Consider the following 13,902-nt stretch of genomic DNA (forward strand, 5'->3'; position numbering starts at 1 on the left):
CTGTTAGAAATTGCGTGTTTCAGTCCATGTTTATGGATCAACGCCTTGCTGTGATGGCAAGGCATTGGTACATTTAGTGCAATTTTCATCTTCTCATTTCTTGCAGGACGAACGAAGAATATGTTCAAAAAACTTCGTGGCATGTTTTCTAACGACCTATCGATCGATTTAGGTACCGCCAACACACTTATTTATGTCAAAGGACAGGGCATTGTTCTCGATGAGCCTTCTGTTGTTGCAATTCGTCAGGACAAAGGCCGTGGCGGTAAAACCGTTGCAGCGGTTGGCCATGCCGCAAAACAGATGCTCGGTCGAACCCCTGGTAACATTTCTGCGATTCGCCCAATGAAAGATGGTGTGATCGCAGATTTCTATGTCACAGAAAAAATGCTGCAGCATTTTATTCGCCAGGTACACGACAACAGCGTGTTGAAACCAAGCCCACGCGTACTGGTGTGTGTGCCTTGTGGTTCAACCCAAGTTGAACGCCGTGCCATTCGTGAGTCAGCTTTGGGTGCCGGTGCACGCGAAGTTTACTTGATTGATGAGCCAATGGCGGCCGCGATTGGTGCCGGTCTGCGCGTTTCTGAGCCAACGGGTTCAATGGTGATTGATATCGGTGGTGGTACGACGGAAGTGGCGGTGATCTCGCTCAATGGCGTGGTTTACTCATCGTCTGTACGTATCGGTGGCGACCGCTTTGATGAAGCCATCATTAATTATGTGCGCCGTAACTACGGCAGCTTGATTGGTGAAGCAACGGCAGAAAAGATCAAACACGAAATCGGCTCCGCTTATCCGGGCGATGACGTGCAAGAGATCGAAGTACGTGGTCGTAACCTAGCGGAAGGTGTGCCCCGCAGTTTCACTCTCAACTCAAACGAGATCCTTGAAGCGCTGCAAGAGCCATTGACCGGCATCGTATCTGCGGTGATGGTTGCACTGGAACAATGTCCACCAGAGCTTGCATCTGACATCTCTGAAAACGGTATGGTGTTGACTGGTGGTGGTGCACTGCTGAAAGATCTGGATCGTTTGCTGATGGAAGAAACCGGAATCCCAGTCGTGATCGCCGATGATCCACTAACTTGTGTTGCTCGTGGCGGTGGTAAAGCCCTAGAAATGATCGACATGCACGGTGGCGATCTGTTTAGCGAAGAATAAACCGTAGTGTCGTGCCCCATGCATGGCATTTTGCTCAGCGCTAGGATGGTTATTGGATGAAACCTATCTTTGGTCGAGGACCTTCTCTGCAGCTGCGGCTATTTTTTGCGGTTATGCTATCAGCCAGCCTTATGCTGGCTGATAGTCGTTTAGGTGCATTCTCACATGTACGCTTTCTGCTCAATAGTCTGGTTGCGCCTATTCAGTACGCAGCGGATCTACCGCGCGTACTGTTTGACGATTTTTATGACAGCATCAGCTCCCACCAGCAGTTACGGGAAAATAACCAACTGCTCAAGCGGGAAGTGTTGACGCTAAAAAGTAATTTGCTACTGCTTGAACAGTACAAAGAAGAAAACCAACGGTTTCGTAAATTGCTCGGCTCCTCCTTTTTGCGTGATGAGAAAAAGGTCGTGACGGAAGTGATGGCTGTCGATACCTCGCCTTATCGTCACCAAGTGGTGATTGATAAAGGCCGGATTGATGGTGTGTATGAAGGTCAGCCGATCATCAACGAAAAAGGCATTGTCGGTCAGGTCACTTTTGTGGCTGCGCACAATAGCCGAGTTTTACTGCTGATTGACCCTAATACGGCGATCCCAGTTCAGAACATTCGTAATGATATTCGAGTGATCGCTTCGGGGAATGGGCAGACGGATCAAATCCAACTTGAACATATCCCTACCAGTACCGATATTGAAGTCGGCGATATGCTGGTGACTTCTGGCTTAGGCGGCGTTTACCCTGAAGGCTACCCAGTGGCGATTGTGTCACAAGTCGATAAAGATACCCGCCGTGAGTTTGCCTCGATCAAGGCGGATCCTGTGGTGGAATTTGATCGCTTGCGTTATTTGCTACTGATCTGGCCAAACGAAGATCGTTTACAGAAAGTCATGCAGGCCGATCCGCAGTTGCTTTTAGAGGAAGAAGCCAATGATCAGCAGTGATATCAAAGGCCGTATGGTCATTATGGCCTCTTTTTTATTGGCATTAGTCCTCCAAACCATTCCATGGCCGGGAACGCTAGATCTCTTCCGGCCGCCATGGTTACTGCTGGTGTGTTGCTACTGGGTGCTGGCATTGCCGCATCGGGTGAATGTAGGCAGTGCCTTAGTCATGGGATTGCTGTGGGATCTGCTGTTAGGTTCCACTTTGGGGATCCGCGGCATGATGATGTCGATTGTCATCTACATTGTCGCGATGAACTTCTTGGTGTTGCGTAATATGGCGCTATGGCAACAGGCGATTGTGATCGGCTTACTGTCGATGACATTAGAAGTCCTGATCTTCTGTGGTGAGTACCTCATTCAGAACGTGACATTCAATCCTTTATCACTCTGGAGTGGCGTGATTGCCTGTATACTTTGGCCGTGGATGTTTTTATTACTGCGCCGAGTTCGCCGCCATTGGCATGTGAAATGACGATATCAAAATTAGTTCTGGCTTCGGGGTCGCCAAGACGTCGTGAATTGTTAGCGCAAATGGGCTATCAATTTGACGTTGTGGTACCGAATGTCGAAGAAACGCGTGGGGCGACAGAGTCGCCCGCGCAATATGTTGAGCGTCTGTCTCGCGATAAAGCGTTAGCAGGTGCAGCGTTGGTGGAGTCCGGTGCTATCGTCATCGGCTCCGATACCATTGTGGTCAAAGATCAAGAGGTGTTGGAAAAGCCACGTGATTTTGCAGATGCCAAAGGCATGTTGCTTAAACTCTCTGGGCATCAACACCAAGTGATGACCGCCGTGAGCGTGACTCAAGGTGGCATTACGCACTCTGTGGTGGTGACCACAGAGGTGTGGTTTAAAACTTTGTCAGAACAAGAAATAGAAGCGTATTGGCAAAGTGGTGAGCCCTGCGATAAAGCTGGCAGTTACGGCATTCAGGGATTGGGTGGACGATTTGTTACGAGGATTGAAGGCAGCTACCACGCGGTAGTGGGATTGCCACTCTACGAGACTGACCAGCTTCTGCACAAATTCTAATCATTTTAATCATTGAGGTGCGCTCATGAGTGCAGAGTTGCTGTTAAACGTCACCCCGAGTGAAACTCGGGTGGCAATGATTGAAGGGGGAATCCTTCAAGAAATCCACATTGAACGTGAAGCCAAACGCGGCATTGTTGGCAATATTTACAAAGGCAAAGTGAGCCGGGTATTACCGGGGATGCAAGCGGCGTTTGTGGATATTGGGCTCGACAAAGCCGCCTTCTTACATGCCTCTGATATTGTGCCGCACACAGAATGTGTTGCGGAAAGTGAGAAGCAGCAATTCCAAGTTCGTGATATCTCCGAGCTGGTGCGCCAAGGACAAGATATTGTGGTGCAGGTGGTGAAAGATCCGCTGGGTACCAAAGGTGCGCGCCTAACCACGGATATCACGCTGCCCTCTCGCTATCTGGTGTTTATGCCGGGAGCGAGCCATGTCGGTGTATCACAACGCATTGAAAGTGAAGCCGAACGTGAGCGACTAAAAAAAGTGGTGTCACACTATTGTGATGAGCATGGTGGATTCATTATTCGTACCGCGGCGGAAGGCGCAAACGAGAAAGAACTCACTCAAGATGCCGCCTTTCTTAAGCGTTTATGGTCAAAAGTCATCGAACGGCGCAGCAAATACAAAAATCGCTCCATGCTGTATGGCGAATTGGGTTTAGCACAACGAATTTTGCGTGATTTTGTTGGCACCGAGCTGACCAAAATTCTGGTCGACTCAAGACAAGAGTACGAAAACCTAAAAGAATTCACCTCTGAATATGTGCCTGAACTCACCGCTAAGCTCGATTTGTACCACGGTGATAAACCGATTTTCGATATGTACGATACGGAGAACGAAATTCAGCGCTCTTTGGAGCGTAAAGTGGAACTGAAATCGGGTGGGTATTTGATCATCGATCAAACCGAAGCTATGACCACGATAGACATCAATACGGGGGCGTTTGTTGGCCGTCGTAATCTCGAAGAAACCATTTTCAATACCAACATCGAAGCGACTCAGGCCATTGCTCGTCAGCTGCGTCTACGCAATCTGGGCGGCATCATTATCATCGACTTTATCGATATGGCTTCGGATGAACATCGTAAGCGAGTGCTAACCTCTTTAGAAACGGCGCTGATGAAAGATCGGGTGAAAACCAATATCAACGGTTTTACTCAGCTCGGTCTGGTAGAGATGACGCGTAAAAGAACCCGTGAAAGTATTGAACATGTGCTCTGTTCGACTTGTCCAACCTGTGAAGGTCGCGGCAGTGTCAAAACAGTGGAGTCCGTCTGTTTTGAAATTCTCCGTGAAATCACTCGTGTTAACCGTGCGTATGATGCAGACAAATTTGTGGTCTACGCCTCTCCTGCCGTGGCAGACACTTTGCAAGGCGAAGAGTCACACGCATTAGCCGAGTTGGAAGTGTTCATTGGCAAAGAGGTGCGCATTCAAGCGGAGCCACTCTACAACCAAGAACAGTTTGATGTAGTCATGATGTAAATAGGGCATCGGGTGATTTCGACAGTAACCCGCCTCGGGCGGATCCTTATGTGGCTGCTGGTCAGCCTGTTGATAGTGCTGGCTTTAGCCGTCACTGGTCTGCGTATTTTGCTGCCTCAGATGAACCGTTTTCAGGCGGAGATTCAGGATTGGCTGAACCAAAATTCGTCGGTACAAGTGGCGATTGCTGATGTACAGGGTTACTGGCGCAACACCCATCCCTCTCTTTCTCTACAAACCCTGCAAGCCCACTGGCCAGACAGCAATGACATTCAGCTCAATGCCGCTAGCATCGAGATTGAATTTGATTTATTGCAGTCACTTTGGCAGCGACAGCCTGTCATCGCAGACTTAACGGTAAATGGCATGGTGCTGGATCTCAGAGCGATTGATTGGTTGGCTCTGGAGCAAAACCCTAACCCTCGGCAATCTCGCCAAGGACGAGTGGTAAAGCAACTGGACGATTTGCTTTTGCGTCAGCTGGATGACTTCAGCTTAAAAAATTCTGCCATTCTCTACCGCACCTTTGCCGGTGATCTGCGTCAGCTCGATATCGACAAATTACGTTGGCAAAACCGTGGACCGCGTCATTTTACGGAAGGGGTGGTGAGCATTGCAGGAACCAATATCAACTCTTTGTTAGTGAGTGCCAACTTTACCGACCATGGTTCGCTGCGTGATGTTTCGGGCGATTTCTATGTGAGTGCCGACAAGGTTCGCGTGTTGCCTTGGTTAACCCGTTATCTGAAAGACCAAACTGGGATTCAAAAAGGCCAATTGAGCTTTAATGGTTGGGCGACGCTTGAGCATAATCAACCGGTTGATGGTTATGTCGAACTTAAGCCTTCGGAGCTGGTGTGGCAAAACGCTGAGCAGCGTCATGAGCTGTTGCTAGAATCAGGGATTGTTGAATTAAAACCGACCAAACTTGGTTGGCAAGTGAATGCCCACTCACTGCGATTACGCAGTGATGATGCACTTTGGCCGCTGATGGATGTGGCGATGGATTGGCAGCCCGACCAATGGCGGCTTAATCTCTCCCAACTGAATATTGAGAGCTTATTACCACTGACGAAGCTGATTCCTGAGTCTCAAACACTCAACCACTGGCTAGAGATATTACAACCCAAAGGAATGCTAGAAGATGTGCGCATTGCTAAAGGTGCCACGCTGGAATCGCTACACTATTCGGCCTCACTCATTGATGGTGGCATTGCACAGTGGGAATTACTGCCACAGGTGAATGCACTGCAAGCACAAATCCAAGGTTCACTCAACCAAGCTCGCATTCATGCCACCTTGGTCGATGATGTGCTGCCATATGGTCAAGTATTCCAAGCGCCACTCAATATTCGCCAAGGCGAAGTGGATATGGTGTGGCAGCAAGGTGAGCAGGGATGGTCACTCTGGGCGGATAAAGTCACGGTGGCGACGCCCGATTTGCAAGCACTTGGCGCGTTTCGTCTTGATTTTCCCAATAATGCCAGCCCATTTCTCTCTTTCTACACCGAGGCGGATCTGTTTAACGCGGGGGAAACGTGGCGCTATTTACCAACATTGGCTTTGGGGCAAGAGCTGACCGATTACCTCTCGACCGCTATTCAAGCGGGTCAAGTTAATACCGCCAAACTGGTGTGGTATGGCGCGTTGGATCAGTTTCCTTATCGGATGCACAACGGTGTTTTTCAAGCGTGGGTTGGCTTAAAAGAGGCCAAATTTGCCTTTGATACGGCATGGCCACCGATCACCAATCTGCAACTGGATCTCTTGTTCGAAAATGATGCCATGTATCTGGACTCGCACTCGGCGACCTTGATGGATGTCACCGGTGAGCGGATCACAGGCCGCATTCCTGAATTGGCGGAATTCGGCCACATCGAAATTGAAGCCGTTGCCAGTGCCAAGCAAGGTAATGCAATCCGCAACTACATGATGGCGACGCCTTTAGTCGATTCTGTGGGCGCTGCGCTTACCACCATTCAAGTTAAAGGCCCGGTGCGCTCAGAGTTTCAGCTCAATATTCCGTTTCACAGCGGGCAAGAACCGCGTGCGTGGGGCTTTGCTGAATTGAATAACAACTCGGTGGATATTGATACTCCCCCGATGAGCCTGAAATCCGTTTCTGGGAAAATTGAATTTGATAATGATCGGGTCAGTGCTGCTGGCTTAGATGCCCGCTTGCTCAAACAACCGGTTTCGATTGATTTTAAAGGTGAAGATGCCAAACGAGGCTACGCAGTCAGCATTGACGTTATCGGGGATTGGGAAGTCAAACCGCTGATTCCTTTCGTCGGTGAGCGTTGGCTTAGCCGTGTGAAAGGCCATGCCCCTTGGCAGGCTAGGGTTGATATTCAGCTCAACGATGTGGGTTTTACTTATCAGTTGGATGGCAAAGCGGATCTCCGAGCTTTAGAAAGCCGCTATCCTTTCCCACTCAAAAAAGCGCTCAAGGTGAAAGGTCAAGCGTTGCTGCAAGCCTCAGGCAATCAAGAAATGGTTTCGGCTCGATTGCAACTGCCGCAAGCGAAATACCAAGCCGAGATAGATTTAACCCCGAAAGTGCCTACGCTGAAAGCAACCAATCTGGTGCTTGGGCAAGGGAGTTTCAAAATCAGTCCCGTGGTTGGGCACCATGTACAGTTGCGCAGTCAAGCATTTAATCTTGATGAATGGTTGAGTATTGCCAGTGAAAAGCCCGCGCCGAAAGCGGGGAAATCTAAATTAGCCAGTTTAAACACCCCAACCATACCCATGCCGGAGCGCATTGACGTAGGAGTGAAAGAGCTAACATTCGCGGGTTTAGAATGGAATGACGTGGATTTAAATGCGCGACGTAAGGATTTAGGCTGGTTACTCAGTGTCGATAGCCAAGAAATCAAAGGCCAAGCGAACTATATTGAGCCTTATGATTTGAGTATTGCGCTGGACCGTTTGCATCTGTTTTTACCTCAGTTGGAATCGGTTGGAGAAGAAGCGTTGCTGGTGGATATTGATCGCAAGAAGTTGCCGTTGATTTCCGATTTTGATCGCCAGTTCCATCAATGGATGCCCAATCTGACCTTGACCATCAAAGACTTCTGGTTGCAGGGTTACAAAATCGGCCAAGCGAATGTCGATTTTCAGCGCCAAGGCGATACGTTGCTGTGGAAGAGTATCGATTTCACCAGTGGGACCAACCAACTGCACGTGAATGGTACCTGGACGCTGACCGATACACAGAGTCATACCCAAATGAATTTGGACATGAAAGGCGATAACAACAGCGATCTGATGGCACGCTTTGGGATTAACTCTGGCATTCAACGCGCTCCCTTTGAGATTACGGCCAATACACAATGGGATGGTGCACCGTGGTCAATGCAGGTCAATACGCTGCAAGGTAAGGTCGACACTAAACTTGGCAAAGGGGTCATTTCCGATGTCAGCGGCGCGGCGCGGCTGCTAGGCTTGTTTAGCCTCGATTCGATCATCCGTAAAATGAAACTTGATTTCAGTGATGTGTTTGATAAAGGGATGGCGTTTGATTCAATCACGGGCAGTGGTGAAATTTCGCAAGGGGTTTTCGTCACCAACAACATCAAAATGGATGCGGTGGCCGGTGATATGACCATCAAAGGTTTGGCCGATCTCAATACCCGTACTGTGGATGCCGAAGTGAATTTCGTGCCAGATATTACCTCGGGAATCCCAGTCTTGACCGCCTTTGCGGTAACACCACAAACGGCGCTGTATGTGTTGGCGATTACGACCGTGATTTCTCCTGTGGTGGAAGTTTTCACTCAGGTCAACTATGAAGTTAAAGGACCGCTCGATTCACCAACGGTGAAAGAGCTTTCGCGGAGCAAAGGTGAATTTAAGTTGCCGGAAAAACTGCGCAAATTGGCAGAATAGGGAAGAAAATGCAACGAGTTGGACTGATCCAAATGACCTCTGGGTCAGAGGTAAGTGCCAATCTGGCTTACTTGCAAGAGCAGGTGGCGCTGCTCGCTCAGCAAGGAGCACAATGGATTGTGACACCGGAAAATGCACTGCTGCTGGGCAATCGTGAACAATACCATCAGCAAGCGGAACCCTTGGATAACGGGCCGGTTCAGTATGCGTTGTCGAACCTCGCCAAACAACATGGTGTGTGGCTGCTCATCGGCAGTATGCCGATCCGCCATGCGAATGGCGTAACCACCAGCAGCCTGTTGTGGAATGCACAAGGTGAACGAGTGGCGGTTTACGATAAACTGCACATGTTCGATGTGGATGTTGCCGATGGTCACCAGCGTTATCGCGAGTCGGAAACCTTTACCCCAGGTCAACAAGTGGTGGTGGCGGAAACGCCGTTTGGTGAGCTTGGCTTGTCGATTTGCTACGATGTGCGCTTCCCGCACTTATACGCAGAATTACGTCGCCAAGGCGCACAGATTTTGTTGGTTCCAGCGGCCTTTACCGCGGTGACGGGCCAAGCGCATTGGGAAGTGCTACTGCGAGCCCGAGCCATTGAAACTCAATGTTGGGTGATTGCGGTCGGCCAGACCGGACACCATCCTTGCGGACGCGAAACGTGGGGGCATTCGATGGTGATTAGCCCGTGGGGCGAAGTGATCGCGAATTTAGGCCCAACAGTACAAAGTAAAGTGGTAGAGTTTGACCTCACCACACTCGATTCTGTGAGACGCGCGATGCCGATTGAACAGCACACGCGTTTTACCCATCAATTAATAGAGAACACACACTGATGACGATGAACCACATTGAAGCGGCACTGCTAGCGCCTGCCGGACTGAGCGAACAAGATATTGCCGATACCCTGTCCAGTATTGCGACTCGCCAGATTGATTATGCGGATATTTATTTCCAGTCCAGTTGGCATGAATCTCTGGTGCTGGAAGACAGCATCATTAAAGATGGCTCATTCAATATTGATTGTGGGGTCGGTGTTCGTGCGGTCAGTGGTGAAAAAACCGGTTTTGCTTATTCCGACCAAATTCAGTTAGAAGGCTTAAAGCAAAGTGCCATCGCGGCGCGTGGGATTGCTCAACAAGGCCAAAGCCTGACGGTACAAGCCTTCAAACGTGCACAGCATCCACAGTTTTATGGCGCAAATAACCCACTGGAAAGTTGGGAAAAACAGCAAAAAACCGAACTGCTGAAACAGCTGGATGCGTACATTCGTACCAAAGAGCCACTTATCACTGAAGTGTCAGTCAGCATCAGTGGTGTACATGAGCAAATTTTAGTGGCGGCTACCGATGGCACTTACGCCGGAGATGTTCGCCCTCTGGTACGCCTTTCGATCAGTGTGTTGGCGCAAAAAGGTGATCGCCGTGAGCGCGGTAGCGCGGGTGGTGGTGGCCGCTTTGGTTACGACTACTTCTTACAAGAAGAAGCCGGACAAAAAATCGCGTTTTCTTTCGCTGATGAAGCGATTCGTCAAGCACTCGTTAACCTTGAAGCGGTCGCGGCTCCAGCGGGTACTATGCCTGTGGTATTAGGCTCTGGTTGGCCGGGTGTGCTGCTGCATGAAGCGGTCGGTCATGGACTGGAAGGTGACTTCAACCGTAAAGGTTCGTCTGTTTTTGCAGGTAAAGTGGGCAAAAAAGTCACTTCCGATCTGTGTACGATTGTCGATGACGGCACACTGAAAGATCTGCGAGGCTCACTCAACGTGGATGATGAAGGGGTGAGCGGCCAATACAACGTGCTGATCGAAAAAGGCATTTTGAAAGGCTACATCCAAGACAAACTCAATGCGCGTTTAATGGGCGTGGCACCGACGGGTAACGGTCGCCGTGAATCTTACGCTCATCTGCCGATGCCGCGTATGACCAATACTTACATGCTGCCGGGTGAGCACACACCAGAAGAGATCATCGCTTCGGTGAAAAAAGGCATCTACGCCCCGAACTTTGGTGGCGGTCAGGTGGATATAACCTCTGGTAAGTTTGTGTTCTCAGCTTCAGAAGCTTACTTGATTGAAAACGGCAAAATCACTCGTCCAATCAAAGGTGCTACCTTGATTGGTTCTGGTATTGAAGCTATGCAGCAGGTCTCTATGGTCGGTAACGATCTGGCGCTGGATCGCGGTGTTGGCGTGTGTGGTAAAGCGGGACAAAGCGTGCCTGTTGGCGTTGGCCAGCCTACTCTGAAGTTGGATGCTCTGACCGTGGGTGGCACTGAGTAATTCAGCTCCAACAACATTACCGAAAAAGTATGCCGCAGCCGACATCGCTGCGGCTTTTTTTATCTCGTCTTTTATTCGTCTCGTTTTTATCTCGATAAAAAACGGTTTTCAACGTGAATAATCGAAAGTGTCAATATGACTTTATCGAGTGATATTGTTTTTATTGCTTGGTCTAATTGACACAAAAAAGTTGTGTTTTTTGTGTTAAATGCATTGAAAAACAAATAAATATAATTTGGCACGTAATATGCGATGTCTTCAGTAAATCTAAGCTATCACAGCTTATAAATGAAACTGGAGAAGCATAATGTTCTGTATTCAATGTGAGCAAACCATTCAAACCCCAATCGCGAAAGGGTGCGCCTATGCCCAAGGGATGTGCGGTAAAACCGCAGAGGTGTCGGACTTACAAGATGTGTTGGTTTACGCGCTGCAAGGTGTCTCTTTTTGGGCCAATCTAGGTCGTGCTTGTGGTGTCGCCATTCCTGAAATTGACCAATGGGCACCGAAAGCCTTTTTTGCCACGCTCACCAACGTTAACTTTGATCCAGAACGGATTGTTGAACTGGCGCAGCAAGCGGAAAGCTATAAACAGCAGTTAGAGCAACAAGTCCGTGCGGCTGCGGTATTAACCGGTTTTGAGCTTCCTGCGTTGTCACCGGCGGCGCAATTTTCTCTGCCGACCGATAAAGCCGCCATCTTGGCATTTGCTCCTGCGGCTGCGGTAAACCGTGGCAAAGAGAGTTTGCATGAAGATGTGATTGGTTTGCGTCTGCTCTGTTTGTATGGCTTGAAAGGAGCGGCGGCCTATCTGGAACATGCGCGTGTGTTAGGACAAACGGATGCTGAGCTGTATGCACAGTACCATCAAATCATGGCATGGTTGGGTACCGATCCAGTGGAGCTGAGTGCGCTGTTGGATACGGCGATGCAAATTGGCCTGATGAACTACCGCATCATGGAGATCTTAGATAAAGGCGAAACCGAAACCTTTGGTCATCCAGAGCCGACTACGGTGAACGTCAAACCCGTCAAAGGCAAATGCATTCTGGTGTCTGGCCATGATCTGCATGATTTAGAGAAAATCCTGCAACAGACTCAAGGCATGGGGATCAACGTCTACACCAATGGCGAAATGCTGCCAGCGCATGCTTATCCAGAACTGAAAAAATACCCACACTTGGTGGGTAATTACGGCAGTGCTTGGCAAAACCAGCAGAAAGAATTCGCGAACTTCCCCGGCGCGATCGTGATGACCTCGAACTGCCTGCTTAACCCTAATGTTGGGCAATATGCAGATCGCCTGTTTACTCGTAGCATTGTCGGTTGGCCGGGTGTGGCGCATATCGAAGGTGACGATTTCTCAACCGTGATTGAATGCGCACTGGCACATGAAGGTTTTAAGCATGATGAGATTGAGCATCTGATCACCGTAGGTTTTGGACGCAATGCCTTAATAGCAGCAGCGCCTGCGGTGGTTGAGCAAGTCAAATTAGGCAACATCAAGCACTTCTTCTTGGTCGGTGGTTGTGACGGTGATAAAGCAGAGCGCAACTACTATCAAGATTTTACTGCGCAAGCGCCGGAAGACAGTGTGATTCTGACCTTGGCTTGCGGTAAGTTCCGCTTCAACAAAAATGAGTTCGGCGCGATCAACGGTATTCCACGTTTGCTCGATGTGGGTCAGTGCAATGATGCGTATTCTGCCATTCAACTGGCGCTTGCGCTTGCGGAAACCTTCGAGTGTGGAGTGAACGATCTACCGCTGACTCTGGTGCTCTCGTGGTTTGAGCAAAAAGCGATCGTGATCCTGCTTACCCTACTTGCGCTGGGTGTAAAAGGTATCTACACCGGTCCTACTGCACCCGCTTTCCTCACGCCAAATCTAATGGCGATCCTGCAACAGCAGTTTGATCTACGCAGTATTACTACGGCGGAAGACGATCTGCGCACCATTCTGGCGGCATAAGTGGCCACTCAGCCCCACAATGTGGGGCTGATGCCGATGAGGAGAAGTAACATGTCTGCATGGGCAGAACGAGACAATGAAACCTTGGTTTGTGTGCGTAAATGGCAAGAAACCCCAGATTGTGTGAGCTTTGAGTTGGCGGATCCGCATCGTGAGCGCCACTTCAACTTTAAGCCGGGGCAGTTCGCGAACTTAGGTTTTTCCATTAATGGGCAGACAGTGTATCGCTCTTACTCCATCTGCTCGCAGGCTCAGCAGCCGTATTTACGTTTTACGGTCAAGCGAGTCGCGCAGGGGTTGGTGTCTCAACATGTGGTGGATGAGTTGCAGTTGGGGGATACCGTGACGGCCATGAAACCCCAAGGCCGCTTCAATAGCACCGATTGTGCACCCAAATCCCGTGTATTACTGATCAGCGCAGGGTGTGGCATCACGCCAGTCATGGCGATGGCCAAAGTTTGGTTAACCGAACAGTGCGGTAAACAGAACGATGCAAGAGAGATCGATTTTCTGCACATCGCACGCAATCCAGAACAAACCATCTATTGGCAAGAGTTGCAGCAGTTAGCGGCGCAGCATTCGAATTTCCACTTGAAGCTGTTACTCAAAGACGCGGGCGAGAGTGGCTTTGCACAAGGTCGTTTAACTCAGGAAACTTTGATTGAACAGGTTCCGGATGTGTTGGAAAGAAGCGTGTATCTGTGTGGGCCAGCAGGGTTTATGCAGGATGTGAGTGGTTATTTACAAGCGCTTGGCTTTAATATGGCGCATTTTCATCAAGAGAGTTTTTCGCCTGAAATGACGTCACTTAACGAGGAGGATGTCGCTCCCACTGTTCGCCAGCAGGTGAAAATTCGCGTGCCTGCTTTTGGGGTAGAGGTGGATGCGCCGAGTGAAAAAGTGCTGTTAGAAGCGTTAGAAACCGGAAAACTGCCGATCATTGCGGCTTGTCGCAGCGGTATTTGTGGTTCATGTAAATGCCGTGTGTTGGATGGTCGTGTCCGTCGTTTAAGCCAAGAAACGCTGAGCGAAGAGGAGATTGAGCAAGGCTATGTGTTGGCTTGCTCGACGTTGGCGGAGTCGGATGTAGAACTGGCACTCAACTGAAGTGTTTAGGCGT

The 13,902-nt window shown here is 49.6% G+C and carries 10 protein-coding genes; all 10 read left to right on the forward strand.

What is annotated here, in order from left to right; translation table 11 throughout:
• Positions 1-120 precede the first annotated feature (120 nt).
• The gene (locus MKA69_RS06265; protein ID WP_000473772.1) at positions 121-1,164 is read left to right on the forward strand and encodes a rod shape-determining protein; all 1,044 of its coding nucleotides are present in this window, start codon (positions 121-123) and stop codon (positions 1,162-1,164) included.
• A gap of 56 nt (positions 1,165-1,220) precedes the next feature.
• Positions 1,221-2,111 (forward strand): rod shape-determining protein MreC, encoded by an 891-nt coding sequence (gene mreC / locus MKA69_RS06270; protein ID WP_000802446.1) that lies wholly within the window; start codon positions 1,221-1,223, stop codon positions 2,109-2,111.
• Positions 2,098-2,586, forward strand: a complete 489-nt coding sequence (mreD, locus tag MKA69_RS06275) for a rod shape-determining protein MreD (RefSeq protein ID WP_000625722.1) — start codon at positions 2,098-2,100, stop codon at positions 2,584-2,586. Before mreC ends, mreD begins: the two co-directional genes overlap by 14 nt.
• Positions 2,583-3,146, forward strand: coding sequence for a nucleoside triphosphate pyrophosphatase (locus MKA69_RS06280; RefSeq protein ID WP_162174317.1), 564 nt, complete (start codon positions 2,583-2,585; stop codon positions 3,144-3,146). Before mreD ends, MKA69_RS06280 begins: the two co-directional genes overlap by 4 nt.
• 25 nt (positions 3,147-3,171) lie before the next feature.
• On the forward strand, positions 3,172-4,641 hold the full coding sequence (rng, locus tag MKA69_RS06285) for a ribonuclease G (protein ID WP_001271883.1): 1,470 nt from the start codon (positions 3,172-3,174) through the stop codon (positions 4,639-4,641).
• Between the two features lie 12 nt (positions 4,642-4,653).
• Positions 4,654-8,532 (forward strand): YhdP family protein, encoded by a 3,879-nt coding sequence (locus MKA69_RS06290; protein ID WP_305847698.1) that lies wholly within the window; start codon positions 4,654-4,656, stop codon positions 8,530-8,532.
• A gap of 8 nt (positions 8,533-8,540) precedes the next feature.
• Entirely contained in the window at positions 8,541-9,368 is an 828-nt protein-coding gene (locus tag MKA69_RS06295; protein ID WP_305847699.1) for a carbon-nitrogen hydrolase family protein, read from the forward strand.
• Positions 9,368-10,813, forward strand: coding sequence for a metalloprotease TldD (gene tldD, locus MKA69_RS06300; RefSeq protein WP_000178435.1), 1,446 nt, complete (start codon positions 9,368-9,370; stop codon positions 10,811-10,813). Before MKA69_RS06295 ends, tldD begins: the two co-directional genes overlap by 1 nt.
• A 307-nt stretch (positions 10,814-11,120) precedes the next feature.
• Positions 11,121-12,782 (forward strand): hydroxylamine reductase, encoded by a 1,662-nt coding sequence (gene hcp, locus MKA69_RS06305; protein WP_305847700.1) that lies wholly within the window; start codon positions 11,121-11,123, stop codon positions 12,780-12,782.
• Positions 12,783-12,833: 51 nt separating this feature from the next.
• Positions 12,834-13,889, forward strand: a complete 1,056-nt coding sequence (locus MKA69_RS06310; protein WP_305847701.1) for a hybrid-cluster NAD(P)-dependent oxidoreductase — start codon at positions 12,834-12,836, stop codon at positions 13,887-13,889.
• Positions 13,890-13,902 lie beyond the last annotated feature (13 nt).

This window comes from Vibrio sp. AH4 (genome assembly GCF_030710545.1).
GTDB lineage: Bacteria > Pseudomonadota > Gammaproteobacteria > Enterobacterales > Vibrionaceae > Vibrio > Vibrio metoecus.

Coding starts and splice junctions, on each gene's coding strand:
- mreD (WP_000625722.1), top strand. CDS start 2,098: ATGATCAGCAGTGATATCAAAGGCCGTATGGTCATTATGGCCTCTTTT.
- rng (WP_001271883.1), top strand. CDS start 3,172: ATGAGTGCAGAGTTGCTGTTAAACGTCACCCCGAGTGAAACTCGGGTG.
- tldD (WP_000178435.1), top strand. CDS start 9,368: ATGACGATGAACCACATTGAAGCGGCACTGCTAGCGCCTGCCGGACTG.
- MKA69_RS06265 (WP_000473772.1), top strand. CDS start 121: ATGTTCAAAAAACTTCGTGGCATGTTTTCTAACGACCTATCGATCGAT.
- MKA69_RS06310 (WP_305847701.1), top strand. CDS start 12,834: ATGTCTGCATGGGCAGAACGAGACAATGAAACCTTGGTTTGTGTGCGT.
- MKA69_RS06280 (WP_162174317.1), top strand. CDS start 2,583: ATGACGATATCAAAATTAGTTCTGGCTTCGGGGTCGCCAAGACGTCGT.
- hcp (WP_305847700.1), top strand. CDS start 11,121: ATGTTCTGTATTCAATGTGAGCAAACCATTCAAACCCCAATCGCGAAA.
- MKA69_RS06295 (WP_305847699.1), top strand. CDS start 8,541: ATGCAACGAGTTGGACTGATCCAAATGACCTCTGGGTCAGAGGTAAGT.
- mreC (WP_000802446.1), top strand. CDS start 1,221: ATGAAACCTATCTTTGGTCGAGGACCTTCTCTGCAGCTGCGGCTATTT.